Raw genomic sequence first — 16,411 nt, forward strand, 5'->3', positions numbered from 1 at the left:
CCCGGTCCGCCCCGCGCAGGCGTCCAGGTCCTTACGGAGCCGACACCGGGTTCGACAGCCGTACGCCGTGCGTGGTGAACCGCATCTCGACGCGGTCGCCGTCGGCCATGGTGAAGCCGCTGTGGAAGCTGCTGCGGTCCGCGCCGAGGTAGACGTAGTGCACCCGGCCGGGGTGGAGCAGGGCCTCGTGGGCGAAGAGGCCGGACATCATGTCCCGCAGGCCGTAGTGGAGGGCCTTGATCCCCGTGGTGAAGGTGCCCTCCCAGGCCGGCGCGCCGTCGCGTGTGATGGTGACGTCGCCGGTGACGTGGCGGGGCGGGGTGCCCAGGAACAGCCAGGGGGCGACGCCCGCGTCGCAGAGCTTGGCGTACGACAGGTGGCCGTTGTGGCGCTTGAAGCGGCCGATGTCGGTGAGGTCGTTGCCGAAGGTGTACCCGGCGTAGTGCGGGGTGCGGTGCTCGTCGGTGACGTAGACGAGCACGACCTCGGCCTCCTCCGTCAGCGCCACGGAGCCGGCCGGGGCGCGCAGCGGCTCGCCGGGGACCTTCAGGACGTCGCCGAGGCCCTTGAAGAACCAGTTGGGCTGCGTCTGCGTGCTGTCGTCGACCTTGACGTTGTGGGTGGCCATGAAGCCGCTCACCATGGCGTCGCCGGCCGACTCCGGCAGCAGCGGGGGCCGGAAGCGTACGTCGGCGGGCGGGACCTCGGCCGGTGCGCGGCCCTCGGTCACGGCGGCGATGAACGCCTCCGTGTCGCCGCCCGCCGCGAGCAGGGCGGCCCGCAGGTCGGTGTCGCCCAGCGGGTACAGGCGCAGGACGGTGTCCTCGGGCGCGCCGAGGCCGAAGTGGCGCTCGCCCTGGTGGACGCACTCGTACAGGACCGTCATCGTGGGTTCTCCTCGGGGGTGATGGGGGACCAGCGGCCATCGGCCCAGGTCAGGACCGCCCAGGGCGCGGCCGAGGGGGTCAGGCGCACTCCGAATCCGGGGCCGGGGGGCGGAGCGAGGGTGTTGGCCCGGCGGTCCACCAGGGGGCGCGGCGCGACGATCATCTCGGGGCCGGGGAAGAACCGGTCGGACTGGCCCGCCTCGACGGTCAGGGCGTCGGGGCTGCGGAAGGCCAGCGCGCGGCCGGCGTTGATCAGCGGGCCGGTCTCCGCGACCTGCACGCCGATCTGGAAGGCGAGGCCCGCGCCGCGGGCGTACGCGACGAGGCGGGCGGCGTTCAGCAGGCCGCCGTTCTTCGCGACGCGTACGTTGACGGCGTCGCAGGCCTCGGCGGCCACCGCCGCCCGGGCGTCCGCGAGCGTGCAGACCGACTCGTCCAGCATCACGCGGATGCCGGACTCGCGGCGCAGCGTGCGCAGGGCGTCCCAGGAGCGGCGGGGCAGGGGCTCCTCCACGAGCTCGGCCCCGGCGTCGCGCAGCCGCCGCGCGTACGGCACGGCGGTGGCGGGGGTCCAGCTCATGTTGGCGTCCACCATGACGGGGACCTTGGGGCCGAGCCGGTCCCGGATGGCGCCGACCGTGCGGACGTCGCGGTCGATGTCCTCCGACGCCTTCACCTTGACGAAGTGGAAGGGGCCCCGGGTGTCCAGGAACGTGTCGACGCCGAGGCTGAGGTCGAGGACCTGCGACACGGGCAGGGTGGCGGGCTCCGGGAACCCCGCGTCCGGGAGGAGGTCCGTGGCCGGGACGGAGAGCCGGTGCGCGAGGAGGTCGAGGACCGCCGTCTCCAGCAGGCAGAGGAGGTTGTTGTGCGCGCCCTCCGCGCCCTCCGCGCCCTCCGCCTCGGCCTCGGGCCCGGCGGCCGTCACGTCGAGGCCCAGCGCCGCCTCGAAGCCGTCCGCCCGCAGCCGCGCCAGGAGCTCCTCCGGTGGGACCTCGCGCAGCCGCGCGAACAGCCGGTCCATGGGGACCCGGTGCAGCGCCTCCGTGACGCTCGCGGTCGTCTCGCCGGTGACGTACGCCCGCGGCGCGCACTCCCCGAGGCCGGTGACCCCGTCGACGGTCAGGCTCAGGACGAGGCTGTCGCTGGTGGAGCGGCGGGCCGCCGGGTGGTCGAAGCCGACGCGCATCGGCAGCGCCACCCGGTACAGCCGGGCCTCGGCCTCAGACATCGCGGTCCACGGCCTGGAGCAGGGTGTAGGCCGACGCCCAGTCGACCACGTCGTCGCGGACGTCGGTGTAGAAGAGGTAGTGCCGGTCGGTCGGGAACTTGATGATCATGCCCCGGTCGGAGACCATCCGGTTGAACACCCGGTGGGTGTCGTCGAGGTCGATGATCGGGTCGGTCAGGCCGGACACGAACGCCGCCGGTATCTCCGGCAGTTCCCGCCGGTCCGGGTGGTGCGGGTCCAGGTAGAGGCGCTCCAGGCCGAGCAGGGTGGCGCGGGAGCGGCGGGTGATCTCCCGCAGCGCCAGGTCGTCGTGGTCGATGAAGTGCCGGTACCGGGGGTCGTCGGTGAAGTCCTGCGACTTCAGCCCCGCGTCCCACAGTTCCGTGGAGCGGTCGGCGGCCAGCGCCGCGCGCTCCTCCCCGCCGAGCAGCGAGTGCAGCCGGCCCAGCCAGGTCGAGCAGTAGACGGCGGCGTCGTAGCGGACGTCGAAGGCGGAGTGGTGCAGCAGGGCGGCGAGGAAGGAGCCGCCCAGGCAGTGCCCGAACAGGGTCAGCGGGACGTCGTCGCCGATCAGCTCGCGTACGTGGGCCAGCGCGCCGGTGTAGTCGGAGACCACCGTGTCCACGTCGGGTATCTCGTGGCGCGGTCCGCCGCTGATGCCGCTGCCGCGCCGGTCCAGGACGAAGAACGCGACGTCGTTGTCGGCGAACCGCGGCCCCACCTCCCACAGCCATCCGGCGTGGCTCTGCAGCCCGTGGAAGTAGAAGATCGCGCCCTTGGTGCGCTCCCGGGGCCGCCACAGGTGGAGCGCCAGTTCGGTGCCGTCGTCGGCCGCGAGCGTGATGATCTCCCGGCGGAGGTTCTGCGGCGGCCTCTTGGTCTCGATCACCGGTGCGCTCCCGTCGCTGCCGTGACGCCGAGGAGGTCGGCGGCGAAGTCCGTGTCCTTCTGGAAGGGCTTGTACTTGTACTGGGTGGCGTTGCCCTGCTGGCGGCGCGCTTCGGTGTAGGCGGCGATGGCGCCGTGCGGGACCGTGGCGAAGGAGAGCGGGCCGAGCCGGCCGCTGCTCCGCTTGGACGCGTACTCGATGTTGATGACGCCCAGCGCGCGGTCCACCGCCTCCGACAGCGTCCGGTCCAGGTCCGGTCCGGGCTCGGTGGCCTCGCCGACCACGACGTAGTAGGGCGGTTCGGCCCACTGCGGTCCGCACATGTAGAGCCCGACGGGCATCCCGCGGTCCGCCAGGGCCTGCTCGATGGCCTGGGTGACCTGCACCTCGGTGATCTTCTCGCCGGTGAAGGAGTGGTAGATGTCGTCGCGCTGGACGAAGTGCACCCACGGGGTGCCGTCCACGATCCGGTCGACGCGGTAGACGTCCCCGCTCCACAGCCGGTGCAGGCCGTTGGCCTGCGTCATGATCAGGTGGTAGTCGCGGCCCTCCCGCACCTCGTCGAAGAGCAGTGTGTCGACCCGCTCGCCCGCGTCCAGCAGCGCGCCCAGCTCCACCTCGGCCGGTACGAACTCGAAGAAGGCCTGGTTGACGGCGAGGGGCTGGCTGTCCAGGGAGTCGTCGACCGGGATGGTGGTCACGCCCTCGGTGCCGCAGCTCATGAACGGCATGGCGGCGACGCCCGGCAGCACCGTCTCCAGCCGCGACTGGTAGAGCCCCGCCGAGGACGACAGCCAGCAGCTGTAGAGCCGCAGCGAGGGCCAGACGTCCGTGAGGGCGAACTCGCCCCGCTCCAGGACGCCCTGGAGGTGGCGGGCCGCCTCCGGGTCGGGGTCGGTGTACGGCTTGCCCTCCAGCGTGCCCTCGGCGAGGTCGCGGACCAGGTCGGGGCCGTGCTCGGCGACCAGGTCCCGCAGCGAGATCAGGGTGCTCGGGTTGATCGCCGAGATGAAGTGCAGGTCCTTGCCCACGAGGTGGCGGATCCGGTGGTACATCCGGCCGGCGTGCGAGGACGGCGCCTCGGTGCCGAACCACGGGGCCGCGGACCACGGCGGGTTCCAGTCCCGGCTGTTGATCCTCGGGTGGCGGTTGCTGATCGCCTGGTACTGCACGCCGTACAGGAAGTCGTCGACGTTGTCGTACACGGTCTGGGTGTCGAGCGTGGCGTGCGGGTGGGCGAGGATCTCGGGGTGGTGCTCCATGTACGTGCCCCACATGGCCTGCATCGCCGGGATGCGGTAGGTCAGCAGCCAGTGCAGCGTGTACGGGATCCGCTTGGGGACGTCGGTCGTTCCGCTCGTCTTCAGCCAGCGCAGCACCGGGCTGCACGACAGGACGCCGCCCTTGGTGCGGGTCTCGCGGTCGATGTCCGCGGTGAAGTCGGCGTACCGCATCACCGGGACGACGTCCCGGAAGGCGGCCGGGTCGGCGGCGACGGCGTCGTACCCGCGCTCCTTCCAGCGCAGCGAGTCGGCGCACAGGGCGATGATGTCGGTCAGGACCCGCTGCTGCGCCGCGTACGGGTCCTTGAGGTCGGCCAGCAGGGTTGCGCGGGCCTGCCGGCACTCCTCGACGAAGGGGCTGCGACGCGCGTTCCAGTGCTCGTGCCAGTGCGAACTGCCCACGGCTTCGGTTTCTCCCTCAACTCGTTCTGACAGTGGTGCCGGTGAGTCATGGCTCCGGTGGCCGCCGAGGTTTCAGGCGACGAGCCCGCGGAACCGGCCCGCGTGGAACACGAGCGGCTCCGCGGTCTCGGCCAGGGCGCCCTCGGCCGCCGACGCGACGACCAGTTCGTGGTCTCCGGTCGGGTGGATCGCGGTGATCTCGCAGTCCAGCCAGGCCAGTCCGTCGGCCGGGATCGGGTGCCCGGCCCTGGTGTACGCCCAGTCGCGGCCGGCGAACCGGTCGGCACCGCGCTCACTGAACAGGCGGCACAGCTCGGCGTGGCGTTCGCCGAGGATGGTGACCGCGAAGCTCCCCGTCGCCCGGATGTCCGGCCAGGTGGTCGAGGTGTACGCCGCGCACAGCGCGATGAGCGGCGGGTCGAGCGAGACGGAGGTGAACGAGTTGACGGCCATTCCCACGGGTCCGTGCGCCGCCTGTGCGGTCACGAGCACGACTCCGGTGGTGAAACGGCCCAGAATGTCACGGAACGAGCGCTGATCCAGGGGGTGTTGTACCGGCTCGGTCTGTTGCAGCATGCGATGCGTTTCCACTCGGTCCGGCGGACGGTCTTGGTCGGCGGTGAGGGCTTCGGTTACGGCGGCGCGGGCGTCCCGGGATTGCCGGGACGCCGCGCTCGCCGCGAGACGCAGGGGATCGGTTACCGCGCGGCGCGGCTGGCGATCGCCCAGTCGACGGCCTCCTGGGGGCGGGCCGCGGCGCCGGTGATCTGCGGGGCCACGTGCCGGGCGAGCAGCTCCAGGCTGCGGTTGGTGTTCTCGTACGTGGTCCAGTCCGCCACGTACACCAGGAGGGTGCCGAAGCCGCCGGTGGCCTCCTGCATGCGGCGGATGCCGGCGACCACCTCGTCGACGGAGCCGACCAGGGCGCCGCCCGCCTCCACCCGGGCCTCCAGGAGCTTCTCGCGCGGGGTGCCGGGGGGCTGGACCTCACGGCCGGCGGCCTTGCCGAAGTACTCGAAGAGCCAGCGGTCGTAGCCCTCGCGGACCTCGTCGAACGCCTGCTTGCTGGTCTCGGCGACGTGCACCGGAAGGGCGATGCGCCAGTCCTCGCGGCGGATGGTCTGCCCGAACTCGTCGGCGGCCTCCTCGGCGTGCTTCCACTGCTGGGCCAGCCCGATGTGGTCCGGCGCGCCCGGCGTCATCAGGGCGAAGGGCAGCGCGAAGGAGGTCATGCTCAGCCCGTACCGGCCGACGAGGCGGGGGCTGGTCACCGAGGTGCCGGAGGTGGCCATGGCGACCTCGATGGGGCCGGGGCCGAAGCGGGGCAGCTGGAGCTTGGCGTCCTTCAGCTCGTACCAGTCCGTCTTCTGGGTGACGCGCTCCTCGCCGTTGACCAGCTCGAGGACGGTCGGCAGGGCCTCGTCGAGGCGCTTGCGCTGCACCTTCGGGTCGAGCCCGAACATGCCGGCGTCGAAGGGCACGCCCGGACCCACGCCCAGGATGTAGCGGCCCCGGGCCAGGTGGTGCAGGTGCACCGCGCGGCTGGCGACGTGGAAGGGGTGGTGTCCGGAGAGCGGGACCACGCCGTGGGCGAGCTTGATCTGCCGGGTGCGCTGGCTCGCGGCGGCGATCATGGTCTCCGGGGCGCCGACGAGACCCCAGCCCAGGGTGTGGTGCTCACCGAACCACGCCTCGTCGAAGTTCAGGCGGTCGGCGTGCTCCACCAGGTCGAGATTGCGGTGAATCGCCAGATGCGGGTCCTGACCCGTCTCGTGGACGGGTGACAGGAAAAGGCCGATACGGCTGTGCACTGCTGTCCTCCAGCATGGGTGGTGTGGTGAGGAAGGCGAAGGGGGGCGCGGTCACGCCAGGCGGTAGACCGAGTCCTTCAGCTCGCGGGCCGTCTCGTAGTCGGCGGCGAGCTGCCGGTCGTCGTCCGAGGTCAGGTAGATCCTCATGGCGGCCGTCAGCAGGTCGGTGGTGGGGCGGATGCGGGCGCCGGGCGCGTACTTGACGCTGGTGAGGAACACGCTGGGCAGCGCGTTGATGCGGGCGACGACGTCCTGGTCGACCTCCGCCACGACACCGTCGAGGGTGGTGCCCGGGTTGTAGCTGTACGCGGACCGCAGCTTGCGGTAGATCCGGCCGGCGTACTCCCGGACGAACTCCTCCGGGCGGGTGTAGGCCAGCGCGGTGAGCCCGGCCTGGTCGTTGCCCAGGCACAGCTCCTGGAAGCCGGGGTTGAGCTGGCCGTTGAGACGCGTGGCGATCTCGACCAGGACCGGGCCCCGCTCGGTGACGATGACCTCGGCGTGGGCCGGGCCCCAGCGGACGTCCAGCGCGTCGAGGACCTCGTGGATGTACTCGATCAGCGCGGGGACGGGCTCCTCGTCCTGGGAGACGAGGATGTCGCGGTTGTAGATGTTCTGGCCGGAGGGCAGCAGGATCTTGTCGTACTTCCAGACGCCGGAGACGTACCGCCGGCCGTCGCAGCTGACCGTGTCGACCACGTACTCCTGGCCCCTGAGGTACTCCTGGACGAGCACCTCGGTGTTGGCCGAGCCGAAGATGTCGCGGGTGCCCAGGACGCGGCGGGCGGCGGCGCCGACCTCCTCGGCGCCGGCGCAGACGAACACGCCGTCCGAGGCGGCGGAGCTGATCGGCTTGACCACCACGGGCCAGGTGCCGTGGTCCTGCGCCCACTTGACGATCAGGTCCGCGTCGTCGCTCTTGAACTGCTCCGCGCAGCGCACCCCGGCGCGGCGCAGCGCCTCGATCATCTCGTACTTGTCGCGGCGGGCGGCGGAGAGCGCGGTGCCGTTGGACTTCACGCCGAGCGCCTCGGAGAGGCGGTCCGCCAGCTGCACCGCGGACTCCTGCCCGGGCACGACGGCGACCGGGGCGTACGGGCGGAGCAGCTCGACGAGCCGCTCCTCGTCGGAGCAGACGATGTTCTCGGCGTACGCGGTGAGGTCGGGCGCGAGCATCGTCGGGATGAGCTCCGGCGTGCTCTGTACGTGGATGACGCGGGCGCCGGCGGCGGTGAAGGCCGCGGGGTAGAAGTTGCCGGCCGAGTAGCCGTCCACGACGACGGCGGTCGGCTGTGCGGTGGTCGGCTGTGCGGTGGTCATGCCCGCACCTCCGGGGTCTCGCGCGGGGTCTCCTTGATGAAGCGGGCCAGGCGGGAGATGCCCTCGTGGATCGCCTCCGGCGCCAGGTTGCTGAAGCCGAGGCGCATCTCCCGGTCGCCGCCGCCGTCGAGGTAGAACATGCTCATCGGTGCCCAGCTCACCCGGTAGTCCCTGGCGGAACGTTCCATCGCGGCGAGGTCCGCGGTGAAGGGGACGGTCAGGGTGAGGAAGAAGCCGCCGCGCGGGGTGTTCCAGGTGACCCCGTGGTCCTCGCCGGCCGGGAAGTGCTCGGCCAGCGCCTCCAGGGTGGCGTCCAGCCGCTCCAGGTAGACCGCGGCGAGCTCGCGGGTGGCGGAGCGCAGGTCGTAGCCGTTCTCGACGAGGATGCCGCCGATCACCGCCTGGGAGAGGGTGGAGGACCCGACCGTGAACATCGCCTTGGCCTTGGAGAGGCTCTGGGCCAGGGTGCGGGTGGCCCCGGTGGCGTCGGTGACCTCCTGGTCGGCGACCAGGTAGCCGAGCCGGGCGCCCGGGAAGGCCGACTTGGCGAACGAGCCGAGGTAGGCGACCCGGCGCTCGGTGTCCAGGGACTTCAGGGTCGGCATCGACTCGCCGTCGCGGGCGAAGAGCCCGTACGGGTTGTCCTCCAGGATCACGAAGTCCTCTTCGGCGGCCACCTCCAGGAGCCGCTTGCGGGCCTGAAGAGGCAGCACCGTGCCGGAGGGGTTGGAGAAGTCGGGCACCAGGTAGAGGGCGACCGCGCGCTTGCCCTCGGCCCGTACGGCGCGGGCGGCCTCGGCCACGGCCTCGGGGTCGAGCCCGTCGGGGCCCTCGAGGATGCCGCGGACCGGGATGTCCAGCATGCGGGCTGCGCCGCGGATGCCGACGTACGCGGGGGAGACCGACAGCAGGACGTCGTCGGGGGAGGCGCACAGGCCGCGCAGGGCGACCAGGGCCGCCTCCTGGAAGCCGTGCGTGATCATGATCGCCTCGGCCGGGACATCGATGTCCTCGTCGTGCTTCAGCATGCGGGCGACCTCCTCCTGGATCAGGCCGTTGACCGGCCCGTACTGGAAGAGGAGGCGGGTGATGCGCTGCTCCGGCACACCCTTGTCCCGCAGGTGCTTGATATAGCGGTCCACGTAATAGGTGAGATTGCCCAAATCGTGGTTCCCGTCGTACGGCGCGCCCGACGAGAACGACAGCGCGTCCGGGAATCTGAGCGCCGTCTCGCTGAGGATCCTCATGGAATCCATTTCGGGATCGGCGATTCCCCCGTGCAGCGAGTCCTGCTGGAACGAAAGCATGGTCAGCGGTTTCCTTCCGTGCTGGGGGCTTCTTCCGACGGGTTCAGCACGGATATCCAGCTGCCTTTACCCGGGTTCCATTCGCGGATACGGGTGCTCGCCACGATTCCGCCTTTGACATAGGGCTCGTCGTCCAGAATCCGCTGGAGTTCGTCGCGGTCGGCCGCCTCATAGAGCAGGAGTCCGGCGTTCTCTCCCACGAGCGGGCCACCGAGCAGCAGGACTCCGCTGTCGGCCAGCCGATAGAGGTTCTCGGCATGCGCCGGGTGCAGGCCCTGGCGGCCGGCCCGGTCGACGTTGTACTCGAATTCGACGACAAACTTCGCCACACCAGCTCCTTGTGCGCTTTTTCTTACGAGGGTGGGGATGGCCCTCACATGTAGAGGCCGCCGTTGATGTCGATGACGGAGCCCGTGGAGTAGCCGGCGCTCTCCGAGCACAGGTGCAGCACGCTGCCCACGGCTTCGGCCACCGTGCCGTAGCGGCCCATGGGAAGGCGCGACAGCACGGCCTTCTTGGACTCCTCGTCGCGCCGCTCGAAGGCCCCCGCCACGCGCTCGGTGGCGATCGGGCCGTGGGCCACGACGTTCACCACCACACCGGTTCCGGCCAGTTCGTAGCCCATCTGCTTCGTCATGCCGATGACGGCCGCCTTGGCCCCGACGTAGGCGGCGTTGTTGAAGTGGCTGTAGGTACGGCCGCCTGCCGAGGCGAAGTTGACGATGCGTCCGTAGCCGTCCTGGACCATCCGCGGCGCACACACCTTGATCGCGATCCAGGTGCTGACCACGTTCTCCAGGTACGTCTCCTCGAAGTGGGAGCGCTGCAGGTCGGCGTAGCCGATGACGCGGGTGTCGCCGCCGACGCCGTTGACGAGGATGGAGGGGGCGTGCCGCTCGACGACGGAGGTCAGCAGGCGCTCGGCGGCGGGGATGTCGGTGATGTCCCCCACGACCACCTCGACCTTGGTCTGCGGGGCGAGCTCGTCCGCGAGGCGCTGGACGGCCTCCTCGTTCTTGTCGAAGAGGACGAGCGAGTGCCCTTCCTTGGCCAGTCCTCGGGCGGTCTCCGAGAGAATTCCACCGGCGGCACCGATCAGGAGCGCAGTACGTGTGGTCACTCTACTTCTCACCTGGCTTGTCTGGGTTCGTGACCCTGAACGGGCAGTGCAGGGCCCTTTGTGGGGGGGTTGGACAGCGCCTCATGCCGGTTCGACCGATTTGCCGTCGAGATCACATTGGCGGAATGCAGGCTTCCCGATTTCCGCGCATGGCAGCAGGCCAGGGGAGGGTAAACCGCCCCCCGGTCGGCACCTCCCAGACCATCACACCAACCCCAGTGCATGTCAACGCGTTAAGGCGGTTCGTTCGTCCAATGTTCGTAAAGGAGTCAACAACCCCGGGCTCGTGACACGGGTCTCTTGCGCAAGACCGAGATATCGTCAATCCTTGCCGACTGACGTGTCCGAGTAACGACGGGACTGGGCAAGGGGGTGGGTGTGGCCGAATCCTTACGGCGAAAATTCAGCCATCCATCCGCTCTTTTCAGCCGCTTCTGTTTTCGGCCATCTTCCGTACCCGTAAAGCCTGGCGAAACGGGGCCCACCCTCCCCGCTCCGATGGAATCTCCGCACAACGGCGGTTCCGGACCAACCACCGGATGAACGGACCATGCGACCCAACTCTCCGTGGCGAATACGTGACTTCCGTACCCTTTTCACCGCGTCCGCGCTCAGCCAGCTCGGCACCAACATCGGCTACGTCGCCGTGCCGCTCGTCGCCGTGGCCGCGCTGGACGCACGCCCCGGCCAAGTGGGTGCGCTGGCCACCCTGAGCACCGTCGCCTTCCTGGTCATCGGCCTGCCGGCCGGGGCCTGGGTGGACCGGCTCAGCCACCGGCGCGTACTGATCACGGCCGACCTGTGCCGCGCGCTCCTCTTCGCCACCGTGCCGCTGGCCTGGTGGCTGGATGTGCTCACTCTCGGCCAGCTCTACGCCGTGGTCCTGCTCAACGGCTGCGCCACCGTCTTCTTCGACGTGGGCTCGCAGAGCGTGCTGCCCCAACTCGTCGGGCGGGACAGTCTGGTTCAGGCCAACGCCGACATCAACACGCTGATCGCCGCGGGCAACGTGGCCGGGCGCGGTGCGGGCGGCGGACTGGTCGCCCTGCTCACGGCGCCCGTGGCCGTGCTCGTCACCGCCGTGGCGCATCTGGCCTCGGCGCTGCGGCTCACCGCCATCCGGCAGACCCCGGCGGCCGCCCCGGCCGCCACCTCGCCCGGGCAGAAGACCGCCGGGCTGCGGACCCAGATCGCGGAGGGCGTACGGCACGTCTTCGGCAACCCGGAGCTGAGGGCGCTCGCGCTCACCGCGGCGCTGGGCAACCTGGGCTCCGCGATCGTGAACACCATGCTTCCGGTCTGGTTCGTCCGCGGACTGGACCTCTCGCCCGGCGCGCTCGGTCTCTTCTGGGCGGCCGGCGGGGCCGGGCTGCTGGTCGGGGCCCGGTGCGCCCGGCCCATCGCGACCCGCCTCGGCTACGGGCGGACGCTCGGCCTCGCCGGGCTGTGTTTCGCCCCCGCCGGCCTGCTGGTCCCGCTGGTCGACCGGGGGTTCTGGCTGTTTCTCGCCGGGGCCGGATGGTTTCTGGCCATGTTCAAGGTCGGCATGGACAACGTCATCGGTGTCAGCCTGCGCCAGCGGATGACCGCCGATGTGCTGCTCGGCCGGATGAACGCCACCTTCCGGTTCCTGCTGACCGGCGCGCTCGCCGTCGGCGCCGCGATGTCCGGCGTGCTGGGCGAACTGGCCGGCGTGCAGGCCACCCTGTGGGTCGGCGGAGTGTTCATGGCCACCGCCTTCCTGCCGGTCTTCCTTTCCCCGGTGCGCTCCCGGCGGGAGCTGCCCGAGCAGCAGACCCATAACACGGCTGCGTGAATTCGTGTCGAATTGATTATGGCGACCCGGTGGGGAGGTATCCAAACCTCTCAATAACGTGTTGACCTTGGCGGCAACCGCCTGCAAAGATCAACGACGCACCCAGTCACAGACTTTATGTGACGCCGATTCCGGACGCGCTGGACAGCGCCTCTCTCTCCGGCGTCAATTTGATCCTGACCTTGAGGAGTGCGATGGCGGCCATCGAAAGTGGCTTCCGAACCGAAGGCATTGCGGATTACTCGGATCCTCGCGAAACCATGCGTGCCCTGCCTCGGTTCCTTCAGTATCCGCTCACCATATTCACGGGAAAGCCGATAGCAGGACAGCAACCCCTGTCCTGGTGGACTCCCGGATTCCACCTGACCACCGCCGGGCTGTCCATGCTGCTCGGTCTCGCGATCAGCTGCACCGGCATGGGCCTGGGCGGCCCCTGGCTGCTGCTCCTGCTGCCCGGCTGGGCCGTCACCCTGCACGGCATGCGCAACCTGCGCATGATGATCTACCACCAGTGCTCGCACCGGAACATGTACCGCAAGCGCCGTCTGGACGCCGCGATCGGCCGGGCCACCTCCAGCCTGCTGATCATCCAGAACTTCGCCCGCTACAGCCGCGAGCACGTCAGCGACCACCACGCGGCGCACCACATGACGCTGCGCGACCCCACGGTCCAGGCGTTCCTGGTCAGCCTGGACCTTCACCCGGGGATGACGCGCCGGCAGATGTGGCGGCGCGTCCTGGGCAAGATCTTCTCGCCCTGGTTCCACCTCAACTTCGCGGTGGCGCGCGCCCGTTCCTTCTGGCACGACTCGGACACCAGCGAGAAGGCCATCAGCGTCGGTCTCTACGGCACCGCCGTGGCCGCCACCGTCGCCACCGGCACCTGGCCGATGCTGATCGTCGCCTGGCTGGTGCCGCTCTTCCCGCTCTTCCAGGTGAGCAACACCCTGCGGCTGTGCGTGAAGCACACCTTCCCCGCGGCGGACGTGACCGAGCGCCGCGGCAAGGAGTACTTCGGCAGCCTGACCAACGCCATCTTCATCGGCGAGGCGGCGCCCTCCCCGGCCCTGCCGCCGGTGCGGCGCATCGCCGCCTGGGGCAGGTGGGCGACGCGGATGCTGTTCGTGCACGCTCCCGCGCGCTACCTCGTGCTGACCGGTGACACCGTCGTCCACGACTTCCATCACCGCTACCCCTCGACGCCGAAATGGGCGAATTACATCTTCGAGCGCCAGGCGGACGCCGACAAGGGAAGCCCGGGCTGGCCGGAATACCGCCATGCCTGGGGTCTGGTACCCGCGATCAACCTGGTCTTCGACTCGCTGTCCGTCGCCGACCCGGAGGAATACAGCGTCACCCGGCTGCGTGAGGTCAGCAAGCGCGAACTCTTCGCCGCATTCGACGACTGATATCGACCGGTATCCCAGTCCGCCGTTCTGAGAAGCAATTCCGTCCACAAGACTTCCGGGGGTTCTCCATGCGGCACGAAAACACCACCCGCACCGTCATCATCGGTGTGGCGGCCAGTGACGCCCACGTCGTGGCCAACCAGCTCATCGCCCACGCCCTGCGCGCCCAGGGATTCCACGTCGTCAACGTCGGCACCTGCACCTCGGTCGCCGAATTCGCCGCCGCGTACGCCGAGCACCCCGAGGCCGAGGCAGTGATCATCGGCAGTCTCAACGGACACGCCTACGAGGACCTCCAGGACCTGCCCGCGGCCCGCGCCCAAGGCCTCCTGGACTGCCCGGTGATCCTGGGCGGCAACCTCTCCGTGGGCAGCTACAAGGATCCCGCTCACCTCGAACGGTTCTACGGACTCGGCGTCGACGTCATCCTGTCCGACCCGGAGCTCCTGCCGGCGACCCTGGACGAGCTCCGGGCCCGTACCCGTACCGCACGGCCGACCGCTGCCTCATCGGTCTCGTCGGCCTCATGAGCGACGCCGTACCACCGGCTGTGCCACCCGAGCTCCCCACGCCCGCCGAGTCCGTCGCCTACGTCCGGCAGCTGGGGAAGCCGACCGCCGCCGAGGTGCTGCACGCGGCCCGCTCCGCCGGGCGGGTCGCGCTGCAGCCCCGCTGCGGCGTCGGCTCGCACGCCCAGATGATGACGCTGCTGCGGGATCTCGAACGGCACGCCAAACCGGACATCCTCACGCTCACCATCGACTCGCACACCCGGCTGAAACGATTCGACAACGCCCGGGCCGCGCTGCTGCGCAACTCGGCCGAGCTCAACGGCTACCCCCTCGTCACCCACGGGTGGCAACGGGGCCGCGAGCTGAACGAGGCCGTGTCCGCGCCCCTGGAGGTGCGGCACGGCTCCCCGGACGCCCGCCTGCTGTTCGAGACCTCGGTGGCGTCCGGCATCACCTCCTTCGAGGGCGGCGGGATCTCGTACAACCTGCCCTACTCGAAGGCCGTGCCGCTGAGCGAGTCGCTGTCCGCCTGGCGGGAGGTGGACGCGCTCTGCGGCGACCTCGCCCGGCGCGGACTCGTCATCGACCGGGAGCTGTTCGGCACGCTCACCGCCGTTCTCGTGCCGCCCTCCATCTCCCTCGCCATCAGCGTCCTGGAGGCCGTGGCCGCCGCGCGCGAAGGGGTGCGGTGCATCTCGGTGGCGTACCCCCAGGGCGGCCACATCGAACAGGACGTGGCCGCGCTGCGGGCGATCCCCGCCCTCGCGGCCCGCTACCTCCCCGAGGACATCGAAGTCCACGCCGTCCTGCACGAGTTCATGGGCGTCTTCCCCAAGGAGCGGTCGCACGCCGAGGACCTCATCCTCTACGGCGCGCTGGTCGCCCGCCTCGGCGGCGCCAGCAAGCTGATCACCAAGACGTACCTGGAGGCGTACGGCATCCCCGACACCCGCGCCAACATCGACGGGCTGCTCCTCGCCTCCCGCGCCAACTCCCCGCTCCTGGACTTCATCGCGCTCGACGAGGACCGGGTGGGCCGCGAACTGGAGTGGATCCTCGAAGAGGTGGCGGAGATCGTGGAGCCGGTCCTCGCAACCGCCTGCGTCTACAAGGAGATCGAGGCCGCGTTCGCGGACGGCCGGCTGGACATCCCCTTCAGCGCCAGCCGTTACGCCCGCTCCGAGGTGATCCCCCGCCGCGCCGCGGACGGTGCCATACGCTACTTGGATCCGGGGGCACTCCCCTTCTCCGACCGTACGCGCCGACGCAACGAAGCCGACCTCGCCGCCACGGGAAGCGGCACCCGCATCGGCGACATGGTCAAGGGGCTGACGTCGGACATCAACTACTTCCTGAACGTCTTCGGCGAGAGCCCCGCAGCACCGTCCTGAACCGGCGGCGGCCGGCACCCGGCAGCCACAGCACGACCTGGAGCGGATACGAGCATGCAGTCCATCACCGTCACCAGCCCCGGCGGACCCTCCGCACTCACCCTCACGGAGCGCGAGGTGCCCGTACCGGGCAGGGGCGAGGTCCTGGTCCGCAACACCGCGGCCGGCGTCAACTTCATCGACGTCTACTACCGCAACGGCAGCTACCCCGCCGAGCCCCCCTTCACCCCGGGCCAGGAGGGCGCCGGCGTGGTCGCGGCCCTCGGCGAGGGCGTCACGGCCTTCGAGGAGGGCGCCCGCGTCGCCTACGCCTCCCAGCTGGGCGCGTACGCCGAATACACCGTGGTCCCCGAGGACAAGCTCATCCCCGTACCCGACGGCGTCGACCTGACCGCGGCGGCCGCCGTCACGCTCCAGGGCCTGGCGGCGTACTACCTCACCCACGAGACCCACCCGGTCGCCGAGGGCGACACGGTGGTCGTGCTGGCGGCGGCCGGCGGGCTCGGGCGCTTCCTCGTCCAGCTGGCGGCGGCCCGCGGGGCGACGGTGATCGCGGTGACCTCCACCCCCGAGAAGGAGAAGGCCGCGCGCGAGGCCGGCGCCCACCACGCCATCGGGTACGACGGCTTCGACACCGCCGTACGCGAACTGACCGGCGGCCGGGGCGCCCGGGTGGTGTACGACTCGGTCGGCGCGGCGACGTACCGCACCAGCCTGAGCGCCCTCGGCCGGCGCGGCCTGCTCGCGCTGTGCGGCCTGTCCAGCGGCCCCGTACCGCCCTTCGACATCGAGCTGCTGCGCGCCGCCGGCTCGGCGTTCGTCACCCGCCCCACCATGCGGGACCACGTGTACGACGCCGAGACGCTGCGCGCCGCGGGCGCCGCCGTCTTCGGCCACCTGGCGGACGGCGTCCTCACGCCGCACCTCCACGCGACGCTGCCGCTGCGGGGGGCCGCCGAGGCGCACCGGCTCCTGGAGGGCCGGGAGACGACCGGGAAGCTGCTGCTCGCGCTCTGACCCCCCTCCACCGACC

General features: G+C 70.6%; 15 protein-coding genes. 5 read left to right on the forward strand and 10 right to left on the reverse strand.

Annotated elements, in window-relative coordinates:
- Positions 1–31: 31 nt before the first annotated feature.
- From ABZX67_RS03855 to ABZX67_RS03900, 10 genes are all read right to left on the reverse strand, one after another.
- Positions 32–886, reverse strand: a complete 855-nt coding sequence (locus ABZX67_RS03855; protein WP_355353958.1) for a fumarylacetoacetate hydrolase family protein — start codon at positions 884–886, stop codon at positions 32–34.
- On the reverse strand, positions 883–2,118 hold the full coding sequence (locus ABZX67_RS03860) for an enolase C-terminal domain-like protein (protein ID WP_355353961.1): 1,236 nt from the start codon (positions 2,116–2,118) through the stop codon (positions 883–885). The genes ABZX67_RS03855 and ABZX67_RS03860 overlap by 4 nt, the downstream gene beginning before the upstream one ends.
- A complete protein-coding gene (locus ABZX67_RS03865; protein WP_355353964.1) occupies positions 2,111–3,007 on the reverse strand; it encodes an alpha/beta fold hydrolase in 897 nt (298 codons plus the stop codon). Before ABZX67_RS03865 ends, ABZX67_RS03860 begins: the two co-directional genes overlap by 8 nt.
- Positions 3,004–4,692, reverse strand: coding sequence for a GH3 auxin-responsive promoter family protein (locus ABZX67_RS03870; protein ID WP_355353967.1), 1,689 nt, complete (start codon positions 4,690–4,692; stop codon positions 3,004–3,006). The genes ABZX67_RS03865 and ABZX67_RS03870 overlap by 4 nt, the downstream gene beginning before the upstream one ends.
- 72 nt (positions 4,693–4,764) lie before the next feature.
- Positions 4,765–5,268, reverse strand: a complete 504-nt coding sequence (locus tag ABZX67_RS03875; protein ID WP_355353970.1) for a flavin reductase family protein — start codon at positions 5,266–5,268, stop codon at positions 4,765–4,767.
- A gap of 122 nt (positions 5,269–5,390) precedes the next feature.
- Positions 5,391–6,503: an LLM class flavin-dependent oxidoreductase gene (locus tag ABZX67_RS03880; protein WP_355353973.1), complete on the reverse strand. Its 1,113-nt coding sequence runs from the start codon at positions 6,501–6,503 to the stop codon at positions 5,391–5,393.
- A gap of 51 nt (positions 6,504–6,554) precedes the next feature.
- A complete protein-coding gene (locus ABZX67_RS03885; protein ID WP_355353976.1) occupies positions 6,555–7,823 on the reverse strand; it encodes an ATP-grasp domain-containing protein in 1,269 nt (422 codons plus the stop codon).
- Positions 7,820–9,070, reverse strand: a complete 1,251-nt coding sequence (locus ABZX67_RS03890; protein ID WP_355353979.1) for a PLP-dependent aminotransferase family protein — start codon at positions 9,068–9,070, stop codon at positions 7,820–7,822. The genes ABZX67_RS03885 and ABZX67_RS03890 overlap by 4 nt, the downstream gene beginning before the upstream one ends.
- Before the next feature lie 62 nt (positions 9,071–9,132).
- Complete coding sequence (locus tag ABZX67_RS03895; protein ID WP_355353982.1) at positions 9,133–9,459, reverse strand: YciI family protein; 327 nt, start codon at positions 9,457–9,459, stop codon at positions 9,133–9,135.
- Between the two features lie 44 nt (positions 9,460–9,503).
- On the reverse strand, positions 9,504–10,250 hold the full coding sequence (locus ABZX67_RS03900) for an SDR family NAD(P)-dependent oxidoreductase (RefSeq protein ID WP_355353985.1): 747 nt from the start codon (positions 10,248–10,250) through the stop codon (positions 9,504–9,506).
- A 550-nt stretch (positions 10,251–10,800) separates the two neighbouring features.
- On the opposite strand from ABZX67_RS03900, the gene ABZX67_RS03905 reads away from it, so the two are divergent.
- The 5 genes from ABZX67_RS03905 to ABZX67_RS03925 all read left to right on the forward strand — a co-directional run bounded on the left by ABZX67_RS03905 (position 10,801) and on the right by ABZX67_RS03925 (position 16,395).
- Positions 10,801–12,066, forward strand: coding sequence for an MFS transporter (locus ABZX67_RS03905; RefSeq protein ID WP_355353988.1), 1,266 nt, complete (start codon positions 10,801–10,803; stop codon positions 12,064–12,066).
- Positions 12,067–12,449: 383 nt separating this feature from the next.
- Positions 12,450–13,475, forward strand: a complete 1,026-nt coding sequence (locus tag ABZX67_RS03910; RefSeq protein WP_355353991.1) for a fatty acid desaturase — start codon at positions 12,450–12,452, stop codon at positions 13,473–13,475.
- A gap of 68 nt (positions 13,476–13,543) precedes the next feature.
- Positions 13,544–14,005 (forward strand): cobalamin-dependent protein, encoded by a 462-nt coding sequence (locus ABZX67_RS03915; RefSeq protein ID WP_355353994.1) that lies wholly within the window; start codon positions 13,544–13,546, stop codon positions 14,003–14,005.
- Complete coding sequence (locus ABZX67_RS03920) at positions 14,002–15,378, forward strand: methylaspartate mutase (protein WP_355353997.1); 1,377 nt, start codon at positions 14,002–14,004, stop codon at positions 15,376–15,378. The genes ABZX67_RS03915 and ABZX67_RS03920 overlap by 4 nt, the downstream gene beginning before the upstream one ends.
- Positions 15,379–15,432: 54 nt before the next feature.
- Positions 15,433–16,395, forward strand: coding sequence for a quinone oxidoreductase (locus tag ABZX67_RS03925; RefSeq protein WP_355354000.1), 963 nt, complete (start codon positions 15,433–15,435; stop codon positions 16,393–16,395).
- Positions 16,396–16,411 lie beyond the last annotated feature (16 nt).

The organism is Streptomyces sp. NPDC003036, from assembly GCF_040611175.1.
GTDB lineage: Bacteria > Actinomycetota > Actinomycetes > Streptomycetales > Streptomycetaceae > Streptomyces.